25 protein-coding genes are annotated in these 19317 nt (G+C 64.1%); 22 read left to right on the forward strand and 3 right to left on the reverse strand.

The window, feature by feature from the left end:
* The first annotated feature begins 782 nt into the window (after positions 1-782).
* From NO877_RS13825 to NO877_RS13840, 4 genes are all read left to right on the forward strand, one after another.
* Positions 783-1067 (forward strand): hypothetical protein, encoded by a 285-nt coding sequence (locus NO877_RS13825; RefSeq protein ID WP_256396942.1) that lies wholly within the window; start codon positions 783-785, stop codon positions 1065-1067.
* 290 nt (positions 1068-1357) lie between these two features.
* Positions 1358-1981 carry a hypothetical protein gene (locus NO877_RS13830; RefSeq protein WP_256396943.1) on the forward strand — a complete coding sequence of 208 codons (624 nt, stop codon included), beginning with the start codon at positions 1358-1360 and terminating at the stop codon, positions 1979-1981.
* 214 nt (positions 1982-2195) lie between these two features.
* Complete coding sequence (locus NO877_RS13835) at positions 2196-2654, forward strand: hypothetical protein (RefSeq protein WP_256396944.1); 459 nt, start codon at positions 2196-2198, stop codon at positions 2652-2654.
* A 508-nt stretch (positions 2655-3162) separates the two neighbouring features.
* Entirely contained in the window at positions 3163-3423 is a 261-nt protein-coding gene (locus NO877_RS13840; protein ID WP_256396945.1) for a hypothetical protein, read from the forward strand.
* A 259-nt stretch (positions 3424-3682) separates the two neighbouring features.
* On the opposite strand, the gene NO877_RS13845 is transcribed toward NO877_RS13840, so the two are convergent.
* The gene (locus NO877_RS13845; RefSeq protein ID WP_256396946.1) at positions 3683-3997 is read right to left on the reverse strand and encodes a hypothetical protein; all 315 of its coding nucleotides are present in this window, start codon (positions 3995-3997) and stop codon (positions 3683-3685) included.
* A gap of 107 nt (positions 3998-4104) precedes the next feature.
* Between NO877_RS13845 and NO877_RS13850 the strand changes: the two genes are divergently transcribed.
* Positions 4105-4479 (forward strand): helix-hairpin-helix domain-containing protein, encoded by a 375-nt coding sequence (locus NO877_RS13850; RefSeq protein WP_256396947.1) that lies wholly within the window; start codon positions 4105-4107, stop codon positions 4477-4479.
* A gap of 6 nt (positions 4480-4485) precedes the next feature.
* A complete protein-coding gene (locus NO877_RS13855; RefSeq protein WP_256396948.1) occupies positions 4486-4749 on the forward strand; it encodes a hypothetical protein in 264 nt (87 codons plus the stop codon).
* 572 nt (positions 4750-5321) lie between these two features.
* Here NO877_RS13855 and NO877_RS13860 read toward each other — a convergent pair.
* Positions 5322-5498, reverse strand: a complete 177-nt coding sequence (locus NO877_RS13860) for a hypothetical protein (RefSeq protein ID WP_256396949.1) — start codon at positions 5496-5498, stop codon at positions 5322-5324.
* A 379-nt stretch (positions 5499-5877) separates the two neighbouring features.
* On the opposite strand from NO877_RS13860, the gene NO877_RS13865 reads away from it, so the two are divergent.
* From NO877_RS13865 to NO877_RS13890, 6 genes are all read left to right on the forward strand, one after another.
* Positions 5878-6855 carry a hypothetical protein gene (locus NO877_RS13865; protein WP_256396950.1) on the forward strand — a complete coding sequence of 326 codons (978 nt, stop codon included), beginning with the start codon at positions 5878-5880 and terminating at the stop codon, positions 6853-6855.
* Between the two features lie 234 nt (positions 6856-7089).
* Complete coding sequence (locus NO877_RS13870; protein ID WP_256396951.1) at positions 7090-7707, forward strand: hypothetical protein; 618 nt, start codon at positions 7090-7092, stop codon at positions 7705-7707.
* Positions 7708-7922: 215 nt separating this feature from the next.
* Positions 7923-8579, forward strand: coding sequence for a hypothetical protein (locus NO877_RS13875; RefSeq protein WP_256396952.1), 657 nt, complete (start codon positions 7923-7925; stop codon positions 8577-8579).
* 45 nt (positions 8580-8624) lie between these two features.
* On the forward strand, positions 8625-9200 hold the full coding sequence (locus NO877_RS13880) for a hypothetical protein (protein ID WP_256396953.1): 576 nt from the start codon (positions 8625-8627) through the stop codon (positions 9198-9200).
* A gap of 339 nt (positions 9201-9539) precedes the next feature.
* Positions 9540-9749: a hypothetical protein gene (locus tag NO877_RS13885; RefSeq protein ID WP_256396954.1), complete on the forward strand. Its 210-nt coding sequence runs from the start codon at positions 9540-9542 to the stop codon at positions 9747-9749.
* 190 nt (positions 9750-9939) lie between these two features.
* Positions 9940-10101, forward strand: a complete 162-nt coding sequence (locus tag NO877_RS13890) for a hypothetical protein (RefSeq protein ID WP_256396955.1) — start codon at positions 9940-9942, stop codon at positions 10099-10101.
* Between the two features lie 662 nt (positions 10102-10763).
* Here the strand turns inward: NO877_RS13890 and NO877_RS13895 are convergent.
* Positions 10764-11087: a hypothetical protein gene (locus NO877_RS13895; RefSeq protein ID WP_256396956.1), complete on the reverse strand. Its 324-nt coding sequence runs from the start codon at positions 11085-11087 to the stop codon at positions 10764-10766.
* A gap of 1243 nt (positions 11088-12330) precedes the next feature.
* Here NO877_RS13895 and NO877_RS13900 point away from each other — a divergent pair.
* The 10 genes from NO877_RS13900 (at position 12331) to NO877_RS13945 (ending at position 19270) form a co-directional block, all read left to right on the forward strand.
* Positions 12331-13545, forward strand: a complete 1215-nt coding sequence (locus NO877_RS13900) for a hypothetical protein (protein ID WP_256396957.1) — start codon at positions 12331-12333, stop codon at positions 13543-13545.
* Between the two features lie 248 nt (positions 13546-13793).
* Positions 13794-14417: a hypothetical protein gene (locus NO877_RS13905; protein ID WP_256396958.1), complete on the forward strand. Its 624-nt coding sequence runs from the start codon at positions 13794-13796 to the stop codon at positions 14415-14417.
* On the forward strand, positions 14414-14671 hold the full coding sequence (locus NO877_RS13910; protein ID WP_256396959.1) for a hypothetical protein: 258 nt from the start codon (positions 14414-14416) through the stop codon (positions 14669-14671). The genes NO877_RS13905 and NO877_RS13910 overlap by 4 nt, the downstream gene beginning before the upstream one ends.
* 77 nt (positions 14672-14748) lie before the next feature.
* Positions 14749-15048, forward strand: coding sequence for a hypothetical protein (locus NO877_RS13915; RefSeq protein WP_256396960.1), 300 nt, complete (start codon positions 14749-14751; stop codon positions 15046-15048).
* Positions 15049-15375: 327 nt separating this feature from the next.
* Positions 15376-15606: a hypothetical protein gene (locus tag NO877_RS13920; protein ID WP_256396961.1), complete on the forward strand. Its 231-nt coding sequence runs from the start codon at positions 15376-15378 to the stop codon at positions 15604-15606.
* A gap of 32 nt (positions 15607-15638) precedes the next feature.
* Positions 15639-16094, forward strand: a complete 456-nt coding sequence (locus tag NO877_RS13925; protein ID WP_256396962.1) for a hypothetical protein — start codon at positions 15639-15641, stop codon at positions 16092-16094.
* Positions 16095-16099: 5 nt separating this feature from the next.
* On the forward strand, positions 16100-17017 hold the full coding sequence (locus tag NO877_RS13930; RefSeq protein WP_256396963.1) for a hypothetical protein: 918 nt from the start codon (positions 16100-16102) through the stop codon (positions 17015-17017).
* A gap of 336 nt (positions 17018-17353) precedes the next feature.
* On the forward strand, positions 17354-17515 hold the full coding sequence (locus NO877_RS13935) for a hypothetical protein (RefSeq protein WP_256396964.1): 162 nt from the start codon (positions 17354-17356) through the stop codon (positions 17513-17515).
* Between the two features lie 655 nt (positions 17516-18170).
* On the forward strand, positions 18171-18518 hold the full coding sequence (locus NO877_RS13940) for a hypothetical protein (RefSeq protein WP_256396965.1): 348 nt from the start codon (positions 18171-18173) through the stop codon (positions 18516-18518).
* Between the two features lie 8 nt (positions 18519-18526).
* A complete protein-coding gene (locus NO877_RS13945) occupies positions 18527-19270 on the forward strand; it encodes a hypothetical protein (protein WP_256396966.1) in 744 nt (247 codons plus the stop codon).
* Positions 19271-19317 lie beyond the last annotated feature (47 nt).

Genomic DNA, 19317 nt, shown 5'->3' on the forward strand with positions numbered 1-19317 from the left:
GGGCAGTCAAGAACGTTTGCCCGGCGCAAACCGCGCGCCGGTTTCCCGCTCTTACTGCCCCAGCCCCTCCCGCGTCATCCCGCCACCGCGCGTGGGCTACTCCCCTGTAGCTCCGATACCCACTCACGATGTCGAGCGTCGCGCTCCCCGTCCGGGCTCACCGCCTCGTACTTCACCTCGTTCGGGTGGACGGACTTGGCCGTCGTCACGACTTGCCGACGACCGATTTGCTGCTTCGGGCCACTCCCGAACTTCCGCGCTTGCGGGTAAATCCGTCGCCGCTCGCTCTCTACACCGCCCGCTCGCGGTTCCCCTTGGTCACCCCACAAGGGGGCGAGGAATTACCCACAACCGCGGCTTTCGGTCGAACATGGCCCGAAGCGAATCGGACGACGGCGGCGAGCAGCGCGACGACGGCCAGTGTTGCGACAACCCGAACGTCGGGAAGCTACCAAAGGCGCGGTTCCCAACTGGGGACGGCGATCGCGCCGTCTATCATGAGTGCGCCAATTGCGGAGCTACCTGGGGGTAGCCACCCTCGGCGCTCTCGTCAGGCCGGTGAGACGCGCTCCGAGTGAATCGTTCGCCACTGTGGCCCTCCCGCCGAGGCCGGAGACGCTCACTCTCCGCCAGTCGTTCGCGCCTCCCCCTCCCTCGCTCTCCACACCGCCCGCTCGGGCTGCGCCACAGCTCGGTACCTACCCGCAGTCGCTCAGGTGTCCGCAGTCTCACCCCCCGCGGCACTGTTTTTACCTCCCGACACTGAGGTAGAGGAGTACATCATGAAGTCCACCAACACGACGACCGAATCAGAGAGCTCGCCGACCGATCACCACGTCCTCGTCCAAATCTACCCCCACCAAGAGCCCTCGGACGGAATCGTCGTCGCAACTGGCGCGGAACGCGATTGCGAAACCCTCTGCGAATCCCGAGATGCGGCGTTCGACGACGTCTCTCACGTTGTGAAACCCGAGTCCTTCGCTACCGACCACGATCTCAACAACGTTGGCCCCCAGTCGCTCAACCCAGAACACGCGAAGGACCTCGCCTCCCGGTTCCGAAACTAACGCCACGCACACGGCTCACCTGGCTCACCGGGATCCCCTATCGGCTCGGGCGACTCCCAGGTCCGACGCTGTTGCGCTCCTCCCGCCGAGGCCGGAGACGCTCACTCTCCGCCAATCGTTCGCGCCTCCCCCTCCCTCGCTCTCCACACCGCCCGCTCGGGCTGCGCCTGACCACTCGCGAACGCCCAGCCGGACGGCACCGGACTAATCAGCCGAGTCCCGTCGCCCGTCGTTGTGATCTCCTCGCCGTTGGGTATTTTCTGACCTCCGAGGGGAACTGAGAGATAGAAATGACTCCAAGTCAGACCAGCGAGCAGACGCCTCGAACTGTTGCCGAATCCCTCGGTATGGGCTTCATGTACCACGACCAGCGACAGCGAGCGGCATCCATCGAGGCGTTCGCCGCCGTCGATGCCTTCCAGTTCGAACATCTAGACGAAGCGGCCGCGATCGAAGCAGGCGAAGCGTATGTCGACGCACTCTGGGAAAAGGACGCCCTCGAAGACACCTGTCGCAACGGCGGTGAGCTGGACCTTTCAGAACTCGCCGACGCGGATTGGTCCCCCATCCGAGACGCATTCAGCCGCCGCGCGACCGTCGTCGGGATGGACTCGGAGTACGCAGACTGCTCCACGATCGCCTGGCGTCGCCACAAGGTCGGCGGCGACTACTGGACGCCGATGAAGCAGGCGCAGGTGTACGAACTCCAAGCAGCACTCCAAGACCCGGACTACCCCAACAAGCCGCGAGAAGGCCAGTCCGGCCACGGACCGGAGGCCGCCCGATACGCGCTCGGCGTCGAACTCCACGACACCCGCCGCTTCGAACCCATGGTCGACGTGATGATCCCCTACTTCGAACGGATCGCCCACCGGCACCAAACGCACAACAAGCCGGCGTGGAACAGCGACTAGAGGCGACCGCTCCAACCGGGTCCCCGCCGACCGCGGCCAGCTTCCGTTCAGTCCCTCCCGCCGAGGCCGGAGACCGACGGACATAGTTGCGTCGGCCTCCCCCTCCCTCGCTCTCCTCACCGCCCACTCGGGCTGCGCCATTCAGCGATACAACCCCGCCCCATGAACTGTCCTGACCAGCAGAGCTTTATCAACATACCGAGAAAAGTGCTGTGTGGAACTCCCAATCACGAACGACGTGGAGATCATCTTTACCGATGGCACCTCCCGTGATGTATTGCTAACCATCCAACACCGCGACTCAGAGTTCATTTACGCTCCGAGACTCACAGGAGTCAACGAGGAAACCCTCGCAGAGGATGTCACCAAAGAGGACATCGCCGAAATGGACATTCTTCCCCTTGTCTATCAAGCCGCGCCGAGTTTCAGAGACTCTGACGTGTTCGACATCAACGAGAAGCTTCACGCCAAACATAGCGTCAACACAATCGACGCTCACCAGTTCACGTCAACCGACTCATGCACCATCGGCCACCCAGAACACGACGGCTTACTGTCCGTTTCGGATCGCGACATCAACAACATTCACCCAGACCCCGTCGGGAAAGGCATCGCAGAACTCCTTAGTGGCATTGCAGATCCGGCAAATAACCACCTCTCATTCTCGAGATAGCTTCGGTGAGGGCGTACAGAATCGTCATACCGGGGACCGCGAAAACCCCGACACGCTCGGTTTCTTCAGTGGGTTACACTCCAAGCAACCGTTCGCCACTAGGCCCCTCCCGCCGAGGCCGGAGCCGTTCGCTCACCGCCAATCGCTCACGCCTCCCCCTCCCTCGCTCTCAGCCAGTCGCTCGGGCTGCGCCTGTCCGCTGCCGCCGGCTCCGCGAGGCCGTCCGCTCGGGCCGCCCCGCTTGCCGCCGCACGCCGCACCGGGGCCACCACCCCGCTCGCCGCGTCATGGCCGGCAGAACTCCACCCGCGGTTGTCGCCTGAACGTTCCGACGGCTCGGCCGCCGACGCGCTCTCCGGCGCTGGCGGAGTCACCGGGCACTCACCCGACTTCCGCGGTTGCTGGTAAAACCGTCGCCGCTCGCTCTCCACACCGCCCGCTCGCGGTTCCCTTCGGTCACCCCACAAGGGGGCGAGGTAATACCCGCAACCGCGGTTCGGATTCAGACATGCCCGGTGACACCGCCGCTACAGAGCGCATCGACGAGGAACCCGAGCCGATGGTCGTCACGTTCAAGAGTCGCGACGAACCGGAGTTCCAGAAGCCCGACCATGACCCCCACGGCGAGACGTGCGCGGCGGCGGCCCACTCGACGGCGTCGTGCGACCGCTGCGGCAAGTCGGGGGTCGTCCCCACGGCCAACCTCGAGTACGCATCCGGCTTCGTCGGCGGCCCCGAGCGCGAGGTCATCTGCGAGGACTGCGCCTGACCGAGGCGCGGTCCTCGACCGTCGACAGCACCGATCCGCGCGATACCGCTTCGCGAGCAGCGACAACCCCTCCCGCCGAGGCCGGAGACGCTCACTCTCCGCCAATCGCTCGCGCCTCCCCCTCCCTCGCTCTCCACACCGCCCGCTCGGGCTGCGCCGGAAGAAAGCAGCACCAATCCTAGAAAACGAGGCCGATCAATCGGACCCGGCGATCACGTTTCAAGACCCGAACTCAGTTCACTACGAACAAACTCCTGTCTTATTCTCTCTCACAGAGCAGATAGAGGTTATCTTCGAGGGCAATAGCAGAATCACTAGGAATTGCCAGAGCAGGAAACTCGACATCTTCAACTGTTGATATAATACCCTCACCATCGGCACAGCGCCTGAACTTGTACATATTGTCCCCCCCAGTCGTGAAGATCAGATGCCCGGAACCGCCGGACGTACTTCCCTCCGTAGTACACTCCTCTATGACCATCGTACCCGTCACCCATTCCCCCTCATAGTCCAATTTCACTCTTTCTGGGGCTGCCCTTTCTCCAACATGAGTAGGTTCTATCTCAACCTTCATATTCAGATATCACGTTCAACTATAGTTAATGTACCTCTCAGAACACCACCCCCTAAGCGCCCCGCAGAGATTTTTTTAACCACCGTTTTGGGTGAGGCGTATTCGAAATGAGTACACACCAGACCCAGACCGCAGGACGAGCCGGACAGACTGAGGCCGAAATCGCTGAACTCGACATCTACGATATTCACAACCGGTCGCTCGCCATCCAGCACATGCCGGATGCGCTGATCAATATCGAGAGTCTGTTCGGCGTCGGGAAGCAGCTCGCGACGAACCTTCGGCGGGCCGGCTTCTCGACGATTCCCGACATCCACCACAACGAGAAGTGGAAGCTCACGCTGATCGACGGTGTCGGCGAAGATACTGCCCGCGGTCTCAAGTCGCTCGCCGCAGGTCGGTGTAATTACCACTTCGGCAACTACGCCTGGAAGCCGTTCAAGGAGCACGACCCGACGATCGTCGCGGAACTCGACGCCTAACCACCTATGACGGACAACCCCAACAAATTCGACGACCCGCTGATCACTGAACCGACGCACGAACTGGGCTTTCTCGGTGACATCAAGATCCACCAGGATGCCGAGGACGTCGTCACGATCCGACTCGTCGCCCGTGATACGGACGACAGTGTCGACTTCCAAGTCACCGACCACACGATGATCCAGCTAGCTGAGGCGGCGAAAGCCGCGTTCACCAAGATCCACGGCAGCATGGCCTCGATATTCGACGCGCTCGACCGAGACGAGTGACGACCCGTTCCGAACCACACCGGACTGCGTCGTCTCCCCCCGCGCCCTCCAGACGCCACCGCCGACCGTGAGACGTTCCGCGCTCCCGCGAGTGGAAAACCACACCCGAATCCGGCGGACGCACAGCGAGCATCCTACGGCGTCTGAGCCACCACCACGCGCGTCGGAGTCACGCGCGACGAGTGGGACCCCACAGACACCACAGACCGCTCAGCCCCTCCCACCGAGGCCGGAACCCTCCTTTCAGTCGGCCTCCCCCTCCCTTGCGCTCGTACGGCGAGCGCGGCGGGCTGCGCCATTCCGCCCGCTTCGCTTCGTATCGGCCCACCCCAAGTATGTCCAAGCGCCCCGCAGAGAGTTTCTATTCCCCGGTTTCGAGTGAGGTCTAATAACAATGGCTTGCCAATCAGGCTGCAACTCAGAACCGCTCAGCGAGAACAAATTCCAGTGTAGCAACTGCGGTCACGTCCACCGTGTTGACGAACCCGTCTTCGATGAGTTCCTCACCTCGTCAGCGTCACCCATCGACACTGGTCGCCGCCAGCGAGTGTAGGACCCCCCTTTTGGTACCATCACGCCGCTTCGCCGTACTCCCGATCTGGGCTCCTCCCGCCGAGGCCGGAACCGCTCGCTCGCCGCCGATCGCTCGCGCCTCCCCCTCCCTCGCTCTCCACACCGCCCGCTCGGGCTGCGCCGGGGGACAGCCACCGATCCGCAAGCGAGCCAGCGACCGACTGATGCGATACCAAGGGCAGCACCGCAGGAGAGGTTTATATGACCCGAGTGAAGTGAGGGATGACTCGAACAGTAGCATACGGGAGTACCACTGACCAGCCTACGAGAGTGGTTGGACAGGGACTTCCGTCGTGTATCCCACACAGCAGGCCCACGCCGGGAGATTTTATAGTCCCCGAATTGGGTAGAGGGATGTTCGAGAAGTCACACTCCGACCAGACCACCACAGCCAGCGTGCTGGGTGAGATGTCGGAACGCATCCCAAGCTCCTCGAAGCGACCGCAGGAGGGTTTATATACCCCGGTTGGGGCGAGGGGCGTTGAAGTGAGAGGCGCGAACGAAGACATGTTCTCGTTCGTTCCGATGATCCATCCCTCGATTTAGGTGAATCCAATGAGCGCAACCAGCACTCCCCAGAACGGTAGTATCGACTCCAACAACACTGTCCTCGTCATCCCCACCGGCATCGCCGGGAACCCGCGATACATCGCGGACATGGATGCGATGGCGGACGAGATCTGCTCGGCTGTGAACGGTCTCGCTGGCAACCTCGGCCAGTCCATGGACGAAGTCGTCGTCCGCGGAAGCTACGAGATCGCTGAGGCGGTCGGCGAGATGTTCGGTTCGGACGGCCCCGATGTCGACAGCTACTCGCTCGACTTCCGGATGTTCCTCGATGACCCCGCCGAGAGCGGCAGCGGCTACTCCGTGGAGGGCGTCGCCCAGGACGGCGACAAGCCCATCGTGGCGGCAGTCGCGCAGGTCCACGACATGACGGCTGACGAGATCGAGGCGTTCGACCTCTCGGACCGTGACGACCGGAACCTCATCAACTACGAGGTTCTCCAGCTGCTCGAAGACGAGAACAGCCTCGACGAGAGCGAGCGCGAGTTCGGCGGCAGCGCGCGTATCGGGCGGGCGAAGGCGAAGTCGAAGGCGAAAGCGACCGAGCGGCTCCTCTCGGACTACTTCGACAGTCTGGCGACGGCCGAGCACGTCATCATCATCGAGGACGGCACGGACAGCTACGAGCACGCGGCTGGCGACGTTCGCGGCCAGAACGACTGGGTCAAGTTCGCGTCGAAGGCACCGGGCGAGATCCGCTCTGTCCGACCCAGCGGCGGCGTCGGCGGTGTGCTCGACTGGACGCGCGCGCTCCTCGAGAGCAACCGCGAGGGCGGCATCGAGGTCGAGGACCTGACCGACGAGCAGGAAGCGGACCTGCGCGAGCGCCTCTCGGACGAGGACCTCGAGAACGTCGGGCTGGGCGTCGAAGAGCCGGCCGAGACGGCCGAGCCGGAGACGCCCCAGGACGACAGTCGCCCGGTCGCGGCCGAGGCCGCTGCGGTCGCCGGCCCGGCTGACGACTGAGGCGAGGCGAGCCCCCTTCCGTCGTTGTTGTGTGCGTCTGCCCCTCTCTTCTCTTCTTTCTCTTTTGTGCGCCCCTCCCGCCGAGGCCGGAGCCCTCCTTTCAGTCGGCCTCCCCCTCCCTCGCTCTCCACACCGCCCGCTCGGGCTGCGCCTGACCGCATTCCTGATCACCGCCCCGGACAGCAGGTTCGCGCCCCGCAGAGCAGTTTTTACATCTCGATTGAAGCGAGAGATATGACTGGCAGTTCACAACCCCAGACCCAAGAGACGATGACCGAGAGCACGCACGAATGCGGCCACTCCACCGACCGTGACGCGATCTCCCTCCCCGAGGTCGGCCGCATCTGCCGAAGCTGCTACACTCCGTTCTCGCTGAAGAAGTGGGACGCTTCCCTCCGACGCACCAAGGTCCACCACCAGACCGGCGAAACCACCCACTACAACACGTGGCTCGTCGGCGTCGACGACTTCGGGCGGGCAGTGTATCACGACGAGAAGCAGGGCCGGATCCTCAAGGTCGTCCCGAAACACCACCGCGCCTTCCGGGACGAAGTCGATGACGACATGCGAATCCTCCGTGGGTACCCGCACCCGCACGCCGCCGGCTACGGACATATCCTCAACGCCCCGGACAACGACGTTCTCGTCGCCGTCGACTCGATCAAGACATCCTCGCGCGACTTCAGCAAGGACGACCTCGTCGGCTACGTTACCGAGCACGCCTCAGTGGAAGGCTGGCACGCGATCTCGTCGCCGATGCTCGACTGTATCCGGCGGTACAACTCCCCCCGGACGCGCCACGAATACGAACACGCCGACGAGGTCCTCAACGAGTTCGCCGACGACGAGTAGACCCACTCCGGTTTTCCAGTGTTCTTCCCCCCTGCCCCACACCGTTTTTCCAGTGTTTTTCGTGCCACCACTTCCCGAGACCCCCCACACCGTTTTTCCAGTGTTCTTGTAACGCCAGTCCGTGGGCTACTCCGCGAGATGTAGCGGCCCCACTCGGCGGTAAACGAACCCGCAGAGAGTTTCTATTCCCCGATTTGGACAGAGGATTCGAGACAATGTCACAGTCAACAGTTAGCCCAGTTAGCCAGCACAACCGCGAGACCATCGACGATCCGATCGAGAAGCTCACCGAGATCGCTCACACTATGCCCGAGCTCGTCGACGCGAATCCGGTCATCCGCTTCAGTGGGTTGCCGGCGAGCCGCGACGCCGTGTACGAACAGGACGTGACGTACCGGAAGAAGGACGATATCTTCTTTGCCGGCTCGGTTTCGCTCCCCAGCGACGATGGGCGATTCATGAATGAACGGCTCATAACCAAAACCCCGTACAAGACGAGAGATGCGTTCAACGCGATCCCCGAACTCACAGCGCACGCCCGATTCGATGGTGGCCGGTGGCACTTCGAGGCGGGCGCTACCGAGAGCTGTCTCCAGCACTTCCTCGATTGGGGCCACGATGTCGCGGGACACCTCCAGACATTCCTCAAGCACATCGACATCCCCGCGGCGGAGACCGCAGCCGAGCCCGTAGGTGAACAGTCCGGCGGTGGAGCAGTCACCCCCTACGTCGAGACGGGGGCCTGTCCCGCAAGCGGCTGTAGCTTCCACTCTGACGAGTTCAAGCAGCTCCGCGGCCATATCGGCGGGAAGGTCGCCGGAGGCGACGACTCTCACAAGCACCTGAAAGTGCGGATCGACGACTACCGCTGACTGTTCCGAGCTCGCCGCGAAACCCACAGCAGAGACTCCACACCCATGTCCACCACCGCATACAACGTCCGAATCGAAGACGAGACCTACACCGTTTCCGAAAACAGCGAACTCGACGCGAGGTATCTCGCAGCCTCGCGCCACAAGGCCAGCGACGACGGCCCCGAAGTCGGGATCGGCGTCGAGGAGTTCGCCCAGCACGCGACCGTCGTTGATGACTCCGTCGAGGCGTTCTCGTTCGACTCGCCGCGCGTCACCCGTGAGGACCTCCCCGCAGAACTCCAAACCACAGGCGATGCCGAGGGATCCTTCGGCGGCGTCGACGTCCGCTCCGTCCACACCGAGTACGGCGGTGTGTTCTACGGCATTCTGGTCCGCCCCGAGGATGTCCCCGCCGTCGTCGCCGCGATCGACGTCGAGGACCGCGACCGTCACGAGGTTCCCGCCCACGCCCCGCGGACGCCGATCTTCACCCACACCGCCGCGTTCGCGTCGAAACTCGACATGCGAGACGCCGCCACCGGACTGGTCCTCACGCAGATCAACTTCGGCTCAGTCCCGAAGACGATCCCCTTCCTCGATCTCCGCCCCAACGCAACCTCGTTGTGGTCGATGGCCTAGCCGACCTTCTCGTCTTTTCAGCGCCCCTCCCACCGAGGCCGGAGCCGCTCGCTCACCGCTAATCGCTCGCGCCTCCCCCTCCCTCGCTCTCCACACCGCCCGCTCGGGCTGCGCCAAGACGTAGATGTTTGCCGGGGCCGGCGCGTGCGTCGCCAGCAGGCTGGCGACCCACTCGCCGGGTATGTCTGCTTCGCGCCAGCGCCCGGTCTTCCCGAACACCCCTAAAGGCCATGCAACCGCCCTTCCGGTGCAGTAGCGCCGGCTTGCGGTTGCCCCACTGGGGCCGCTCGCTTCGCTCGCGGCAAGACCATTAGGGGCGTTCGGGGTACGGGAGCGCGTATGGCGCGAAGCGCAGGCGGTCGAACCCTCGTGCGTGGTACCGAGAAAGCAACCAACGCCTCCGAACACCTCGAGCACCTCATCGAGTGCCGCGAGATGAGCTGTTCCGCGGTCGAGACCATCGACGAAGACGAGGCAAAGCAGGTCGCCGAGACGCTCCGCGAAGCAGCGGATATGATCGAAGCGGGCGCGGACTCGATGCGGTACTGATCGAGTCCGTCCCTTTCGCTTTCGCTCGCTGCTACCGTTACGCTCCGCTCCGCCCCTCCCGCCGAGGCCGGAGACCGACGGACATAGTTGCGTCGGCCTCCCCCTCCCTCGCTCTCCACACCGCTCGCTCGGGCTGCGCCTGACCGCGACCACCAGCCGTTTTTACCTCCCGAGTCAGGTGGAGGATCAGATGGACGAGACCAACACCCCCGACTACAGTCATCCGCCAGACGGACCAAACGACATCACCCCTGCCGACGAGGTCTACCGGCTCGGTGAGGAAGTGGTGATCGTCCACGGACCAGGTAGCGAGACCCGCGTCGACGCTGACGACTTCTACGACGAGACCTAAGAGCCCACCTCGAAAGCCCCTCGCCCTGTCGCGGCCGCTCGACGGCATATCCGTGCCTCTCCACACCGTTCGGCTCGGATAGGGGCCGGTCGAGGCGACCACGTGAACGCGACAGGGCGAGCCCCTTTCAGTCCCACCAGTACCGCGAGCCACCAGCACGCGCGTTCCTCGCACGCGACAGCTGGATCCAGAGCGACACGACGATCGGAGATAGTCGGCCACTCTCACCGCGCCGCACGTGGGTGATTTAGGCGCACGTCGTTTATAGCGGCTGATTTCCGGGACGCTGCTCTACGCGCGGTGGGTTACTGACCCCGCACGCCTCCGGCGAATCGCGTTGCTTTCGCCGGACGCGCACGGCTCAGTACCCACCCCCCGAGAGCCGATGTTCACTGCGACCACCGCAGTCGAGAACTGCGCGGCCCCGACCCGACTGACGTCGCCGGACCCTACCCGCGAGCGCAAGCCGCTCGCGGGTCCCTTCCACCGACCTCAGCCGCGTCGCGACACCGCTCGTCACTCGCCTGCGGCGGCCTTTGTTCACATCGGGTCGTGCTACGACCAGGTTTCCTCACTTCCTCGATTTCTGCGCTGGCGCGTGCAGTAGCGCGCGCCGCGCACTCGCCGCCCTGCCTACTCGACCCACCGGCATCCGGCGGACCCTACCCGCCCCTCCGGGCGGGTCCCTTCCGCCGCATCCCGGCGCGTCGACTGGCAGTGCCGCCGAGTCGAAACGGTTCCGGGAACGCGCCCTGGCTTGCCGCCCCCACCGAACCGCTTGCTCGCTGCGCGCTCGCATTCCGCGTCGTCGGAACGGCTCGCCGAGCCGGGCCGGGCCGAATCCGGCAGACAACTCCCCGCGCAAACCGCGCGCGGGTCCCGTCTGCCGCAATTCGACCGGCTCGGCGGCCGTTCTCGCCGTCGGTCGTACTCGCTGGCCACTCTCCGAACCGCGAGCGGCACTGAGCCGGGTCACGATTTCTCACAGAAATCGACCGGCTCAGCGACCACGCTCGCGCTGGAGAGTGCCCGCTCGCAGCCGACGGCTCGCGCGGAATCCCGACCATATCCGCCCGATTCATCTGCGTTCACTCCACCGCGCACGGCTCACGATCTCGACGGACCCTACCCGCCTTCGGCGGGTCCCTTCCGACGACATCGACCGTGCGCGCCGGGTTCACGTTGTTCATCGAGCGCATCTGACGGGTGACGCGGTTCGACGGCGGCGGCTGCCAGGCCACGTACCGGGAACCGCTCCGGCGGTGGGGGCCGACCGCCGGAGTCCGCGGAAACAGCACAATTTTCTTAGCACTTAACCGCTCGCGGTTCTGCGCCGGGCCTCTCCACACCGCTCGGCCCGCCACAGAACCCAGTGGCGGTCGCGCTATCACACAGGCGCGACCACCACTGCTCCGGCAAGCTGCGGGCGCTGTCGCGGACGATTCCTGCCGGACTCCTTCCCGCTCTTCGAGCGGGTCCCTTCCGATTGAAATCGCCCGCGACAGCACTCCTCGCCGTGCCGGAAGGACCGGATAAGTGCTAACCACACCCCCCACTTGTCGGCGGTCAACCGGGCGGGTTGGGGAGACCACTTGTCGGTTCGTTCAGGCGCGTGCCCTCGTTGATATCGGTCGGATCACGCCGGACCCTACCCGCCTTCGGCGGGTCCCTTCCACCGTCTCCGACCGATTCAACGGGGCACCCACCTGTACGCTTCCAACTTGTGGCGGTGATGTGGTCCTCGATACCGCCGGACCCTACCCGCTCGGATCCGGTAGGTCCTCGCGGGTCCCTTCCAGCGGTATCGGCCACTTCACCGGCCAATCCCTCACGGTTCTGTCCGGGCCTCTCCACACCGCTCGGCCCGACCAGAACACAGCGAGGGTCGCGCCGACCGCTAGCGCGACCCCCGCTGTTCCGACAGCTGCGGGCGCAGGCACACCCGATTCCTTCCGGACCCTTCCCGCTCTCCGAGCGGGACCCTTCCCTCGGAATCGACCGTGCCTGAGCTCCTCGCAGTGCCGGACGCCGCCCGGTTGCTTCCAACTGTTGAGGGGTGTTGAAAATCATAGTGAGGATGAACCCAGTAGGGGTCGTGCCGGCTGTCGGCGGCGGTTGTGTGAGTTTTGTTCCACACAGGCTGCTCGCTGATTCGCCAGAGAGTTTTTATCACCCAGTCGGGGTGATGGGGTTCTCGAAAGGCCTCATTGGGTTTGGAGTTGAATACAAATGCGTAACATCGACATCGGCGAGACGGGCGCGTACGGCATCTCAGACAACGACGTGAACATGCAGGGCGTGTGGTCGAATGAGGAGACTGGCCGACAGTCGTTCGGCGGGACGGGCGGGATCACGGTCGGCGCGGACGTGATGACGGTCGCGCTCGGTGACGCGAACGAGGCGGCGGGCGGGCTGAAGACGACTGACATGGGCATCGAAGGGCAGGTCAGTCGGCGTGAGTCGCGGCGTGCGCCTCGGGGCTTCGATGACCCGGAGATGGACCGTGAATCGTACACGTTAGCGGTCGAAGAGCGGATCGAAGGCGAAGCCGAGGCGGACCGGAAATCGACGCACCTCGCAGAGCGGTTCGAGCGCGTGCGCCAGCAGGCGGCCGAGAAGGGCGAGGACATCCCGGACCGGGCCGAGCGATGTCGGGCCGAGGTCACGGCTGACACGCACTACGCGCGGACGACGAGCGACGAGACACCGGAGGTCGAGACGAACGAGAACCCGTGGGGCGACCTCGAGCAATCGCAGGTTGCGGAGGCGAACACGTCGGCTCAGCGGCTGGCTGACCACTTCGGGCACGAAACGTACATGGGACGCGCGTCGTTCGCCCGGTGTCTCGCCGTTCGACTCGCGGCTGGCCAGCACATCACGAACGCGACCATCGGGCTCAAAGAGAGCGTCGAGCAGTTCCCGGACGTGAAGCAGTCGATTGCCTCTATCGATCCCTTCCAGCAGTACCAGACGACGATCGAGGCGACGGTTGACGTGCTCTGGTCCCCGCGTGGAACGGGCCAGCGGCAGGTCGGGCTGCTCTCGGACGAAAACGACGACACGGTGAAGGTGGTCATCTGGCAGAAGTCGGGTCGCAAGCCGACGCTCAAGGAGGGCGACCAGGTGCGTATCGAGCGCGGCAAGGTCAACGCCTACCAGCGGAACGGTGAGTGGGAAACGTCGATTGCGGTGGACGCGGAAGCCGAAATCGTCCATCTCGCACACGGGGATGGGCCGGGCACCCGTCGCAAGATGTCCAGTGAAGCGCCCTCGCCGCCCGCGTGGGACATGGACGCGAAGAACCACCAGTGGCTGATGGAGATGAACGCAGACGGGTCGAAAGCCGGCGAGCACGACATCTCGGCCGAGCGGATCGAAGCGACGAACGACTGGCTGATGGGCCGAATCTCCGACGAGGAGTTCGACGCGGGTCGCGAGGAGTAACACCGGGCCATCGTCGTCTTTTTTTGCCAAGGTGCGAGCGCACTGAATCCCGAACGGAGGCGGCCGCTCCCTCCGTTCGGTCACGATCCGGACAGCGACGGGGCGATGCGTCCCCTTCGGGGACACGTTCCACCGTGCCTGCCTGCGGTAGCGGGCGGGCGCGGTCCCCGCTCCGAAACGGCGACTACGTCAGTCCCGGAAAACGGCGCGCAGAGGGTTTGTATCCCTCGATTGGGGTAGAAGGAAACATGAATGCTCACTCCCCCACTCTTGATCGAATCGACTTCGAGGCGATCACGCCGGACCGGCTGGTCGGTGTCGTCGAGTACGACATCTTCGATCAGCTCGTCGACTTCGAGCATCGTGGCTGTCGGTGCAAGGTCGACCGACTGCTGTCGTATCTCGGAGCCGCCATCGAGAACCGCGCCATCGTCAACGGCGAGACGTCCGAGCCCGGACCGATGTCCGAACTCGAAGCCGTCAACGTCGCGACCGCCGCGCTCTCCGGCCGCTTCCCGACGTGGTTCGGCGACCCTGACGAGCTCGCCGACCTCAACATGGCGACCTCCGACCGACACCTCTCAGAGGCCGACATCCGCGAGGACTACTGGCAAGACGAGTTCGTCGGCACCGAGATCGACACCACCGACTGGACCAGCATCAAGCAGGTGATCGTCCCGCTCACCGCGATCGCACTCGAGGGCGTCGACGCCCAGAAGGTGGCCGACGAGCAGTTCGGAACCGACTCTGCCCAGGAAGCGATCCGTCGCACCGTGATGAAGGAGGCGTTCCAGCACAGCCTCTCCGATGACGAGATCGACGAGGCCGTCCAAGACGCCAAGCGAACGCTCCAGAACCAGTACGGCCGATGAGCGAGTTCACCGACGAGACGATCAGCGTGCCCGGCCTTGGCGACGTGCCGAGCCCGTCCGAGCTCGCCGAGCGCAACCGCTCGAAGTACGAGACCGACCACGTCGGCGTTCCAGACGGCTGTCCCGTCGAAGGCTGTACAGCGAACGGCTTCCACACGTTCGCCCAGCTTCGCGGCCACTTCGGCAGCGCAGGCGACCGCGCTCACCGCGCTTACGACCTCTCTATCGACGACTACCGCGAGGAGGCCGAGTGAATCGACGCCTGCCCGCCTGTATGAACTCGCTCCAGAGCGAGTTTTTACCCACCGAGGGGGGTAGAGTGAATTCTGATATGGGATGGACCAAACCACCGAAAGAGACGACCGAAGCATACACAGGCCCGATGGACACTCCAACCGACACCAGCGTCGAGCCGATCGGCGAGCGCACAGACGAGCCCCGGTCGACGTTCCGGCCCGTGTACACCGCGTTCGACGAGGACCTCGAAGTCGAAATCGTCGAGCGTGTTCCGGCCGCCAAGAGCCCACACCAGTACGGCCACGTCGTCATCGACCGGCCCGACTGGGACACCACGCGGAAGGCACTCACGCAGAACGTCCGGGTCGACGTCGTCGACGCGACGGAGGAGTGACCATGGAGAAGCATATCGGATATCCCATCGCCGCCGGCTGCTTCCTGTCCAGCACGCTCGTCACCGCCGCGATCTTCGTCTCGCTGCTCGGATGACACCGGTTGTTCGTTTTTGCGCGTGCCCTCCCCCGTCGCCCGGAGGGTCGGACCGCAACGTTCCACCTCCCTCCCCTCCTCCCCTCCTCGACGCTCTCTCAACACCGCCCGAGCGTCTCGGCTGCGCCGGAGGCCTGTCTGTGGGGACCGGGCGAAGCGAAGCTCACAAAAATAGGGACGCCCCGCAGAGAGTTTCTACCCTCCGAGTGGAGGCGGAGAGAGATAAAACAACATGTGTGACTCATACGTCATTGACCAACCGGAAGCAGCGCAAGCGGCGCGAGAAAGCGCAGACCACGGGGCATTCGAAGTCGTCGTCCTCGACGCAGACGACGCCGAGCTCGGCACGCTCGATCGAACGTTCTCCAACGACTTCGACGCCACCATGGCGGCGCGCGAAGCCGAAATCCCGGACATCGGCGTCTCAACCGAGATCCGAGACGCTGCGGACGAAACGCACTGAGGGAACCTGTCTTGTCAATCATTCTAACGCAGATGGTCGAAGCGATTGACAAGACACGACTTCGGGTTTCCGACGGGCTGGACGGCCAGCTCGACGCTCCGCTGGGGAGTTTTTACTCCTCGATGGAGGTACAGGAGATGATTCGAAAGCAGGCACTCGGGGGAGATTCCAGTCTCGACTCGCGGCGAGTTGAGTGTGAATGTCCCGCCTGGCCCCTGTCCAGCAGTCCGTCCCAGCGAGGTTTGTATTCCTCGGGGATGGGCGAAGGGGAACTCGAATTCTCTTCGACCAACGGTGTTCGGGATATCGTCCTCTGCGGTGAGGATGACAGCGAGCGCCGCCGCGCCCTGTCAGTCCAGGTGCGTGAGTTGGGGAGTTTGTATTCCCAATTTGGGGTAGGGGGAGATGTGATCGAGGCAGTCCAGACAGACTGTCTCGGTGCGAATCCCCAAACGGCAGATGCGGTTGCGGTCAAACAATCCAAGTGATAACAATGTCGACAGAAGCATCCCAGAACGGCGGTAGCATGGCCAGTACGAACACCAACGACGAGCTCAACGTCTTCGTGGCGGCACTCGGGCTGACGGGCAACGATCGGTACGTTCGCGACATGGACGCACTCGCGGACCGCGCTGAGGAGGGCATCAAGAAGATCGCGGCGATGGCCGACCAGCGTGTCGACAACATCGTCGTTCGCGAGAACTACGCGCTCTCGCAGCTCCTCGAAGAGCGATTCGACGACGACGTCTTCCCCGACGTGGAGTATTACAGCATGGACTGGCGGATGTTCCTCGACGACCCTGCGGAGGACGGCGACAACTTCTCCGTGGAGGGCGTGATGATGGAGGACGATGTCCCGGTCGGCCAGCTGATGGCCGCCGAGCACGGCGTCGACGCGAGTGCGTTCGACCTGAGCGATCGCGATGATCGCAACGACATCGACTACAGTCTCCTCGAGCAGTCGCGGATCAACCGCGCGAAGGCCAAGGCGCGTGGAAAGACGGACGAGCGTGTGTACAACGACTACTTCGACACGGTCACGACGGCGACGCACGCCGTCTTCCTCCACGACGGCACCGACCGGGGGATGGAGGCGATCACGACGGCTCGCGGCACGAATCCGTGGGTCAAGTACGCAACGGAGCTCAGCGGCGACTACGTGGACGTTTCGGCCAACAAGGACGGCGATCAGATCCTCGACTGGGCGCGCTACCTCGTCGAGTCCTCGCGCAGCGATGTCGAGGTCGAGGACCTGACGGACGGGCAGGTGGCGGACCTGCGTGCCCGGCTGTCGGCCGACGACCTGGAGTACCTCGGACTGGAGCCGCAGGCGGCCCCGGAGACGGAGCCGGAACCGGACGCGGCTGTGGCGGCGGAGGCCAGCGAGGTCTCCCCGGCGCAGGCTGACTGAACGCTCCACTCGGCACCAGTCTCTCCAACCCATCCCTGGAGGGGATCACCCCTCCGCCATTCATCGGGTCGATACGACCCACCAACGACACCCACCACACACCGTTTTTCCAGTGTTTTTCATGCTATCGCCCCACATGTTCTCCCACACCGTTTTTCCAGTGTTCTTCTCGGCGACGATCGCCCACCCGAACAGGCGTTCTGTAGCGGATACAGCCCCGCTACCGGCACAGTCCACCCCGACAGCCCCGCCTGAGCGCCCCAGAGAGTTTGTACCCTCCGAGGGGCGGCGAGGAGGTCAGAATGAACATTCCACCACTCACGAGAGGAGACTAGCATGGGAGAACAGCCACCAGTCATTGGGATCCACGATCCCGATCCGACGACAGAGCTCTGTACGACGGAGACGGACATCTTCGTCTGCTACGATCCGGAGGACCCGGACTCGACACTGCTCCAAGGCGGCGGCCTTCACGCACCGGGGCCGTCGATCGGGTAGTGCCAAGCCCAGCCCAACAGCGAGTCGCTGCTGCCACGACCGCGTGTTCGGGCCACACGGCCATACGGAGTCGCAGATCAACACCGGCAGCGAGGAGCGCGATGCGACTGCCAGCTGGGGCTCGGGTGCCCGCAACAACCGGGTGCCCCCAACAACCAGTGTCGCTTGAGTTTTGGTGCCCGCAACAACCGAGATACGAGGGGCTCCGGTGCCCTCTCCTGCCCGGTGCCCTCAATAACCCGTAGCCAGCCAGACTCGCAGAGCGAGCCAGGAAGGCAGTGCGTAGTGTGGGCGATGCCGGTGCCCTCAACTGCCCGGTGCCCCCCGTTGCCCGGTGCCCCCCGTTGCCCGGTGCCCCCTACTGCCCGGTGCCCCTACTGCCCGGTGCCCCCTACTGCCCAAACGGTCCAAGCTCGGGTGCCCCCTACTGGCTACTTCTGGCCGCTATCGAAGAGCAGGCGGGTCTGATCGGACAGCAGCACCCCTCAGCCAGTGACATCCCGGTGAGCGTATCGTAGAGAGTTTCTAAACCCCGTTTGGGGTAGAGGAATTAGATAATGCCCATCACCCCACCAGATTTCCTGACGATCGTCGCGACGACAGCACCGCCCGCCATCGCCGCCGCCATCCTACTGACCATTCTGGGAGTTCTCGGGTGGCTCGAGGCCGGCGCATCTCCTTCCACGCCGCACGTGAGGTCGTGGCGATGAGCACCCCGCCGAAGGCTGGCGACACCGACACTCTCCCACCGATGTCGACACAGAGTGCGTTCACCGACACCCAACTCCGACCCATCTGCCGGATCGCCGTTCGAGCAGCCGCCGACGCCGTCGTCTGGCTCGGGAAGGTGTTCCTGTTCTTCGCAACAGTGGCCTTCGTCAGCGTCGCCGTCGCGCTGCTCGCGACAACGGCGGTGGGCGGCGGAGCATTGATTATCTCCGCGATGTTCTACCTCAGGTACGTACCCATCCGCCCGACACCGATGCTGTCCCACCACCAGTGAACTCACCCATGGACGCTACCCACCGCGCCGACGCCGACGCACCCACCCCAGCAAATCGCACCCTCGAGATCGGGTACCTCCCCGACGAGTTCGGCATCCTGTTACCCGACAGTTCCGGATTTTCCATCCGGAAGCAAGCCGGGATGAGCTGTCGGAAACTCCAACTCGACGGCCAGTTCCTCCCGCTCAAACGACCCCAGATCAACCGAGGCTTCCCCGACTGGTTCCCGCAGGACGACGACGCTCTCTCACCGGGCGACTCCCACCCGGTGACCAAGTACGACCTCGAAACCATTCCCGATCGGGATTACCACACTCTCCCCGACTGGGTGAAAGCACGCCCGCTCGTTGTGTTCCACAACTTCGAGGAGTTCTCCTACTGGCTGGACTCCGTGTGGTTCTACGGCCGCAACGACCTCATCGAGGAGGTCCGCAAGTGGAACTACGACCCGTCTGGCCATCTCCTCGACCGGACGATGACCGAGACGTGGGACAGCCTCGACGACATCTGGGCCGCCATCGAAGCGGAACTCGCCTTCACGTTCGACGAGTTCGACTACTTCGACCATGTCACCAGCTCAAAGAGCGACACCGACCTCCCGCTCGATCCCGACATCCACCAGACCCCGTGTGAGGGGGTCAAATGGATCACTCTCACCGGAAGCAAATACTACGACGGCAAGCCTCTCTGCCCATGGGCCGAGGAACTCAAAGGCGAGACGGTTATGCTGCTCTACCCCAACTGCGAATAACCGTCTTAGCGTCGCACACCTCTGTTTAGGGGTGGCCGGGAGGTATT

It is taken from the genome of Halohasta litorea, assembly GCF_024494645.1.
Classification (GTDB): Archaea; Halobacteriota; Halobacteria; order Halobacteriales; family Haloferacaceae; genus Halohasta; species Halohasta litorea.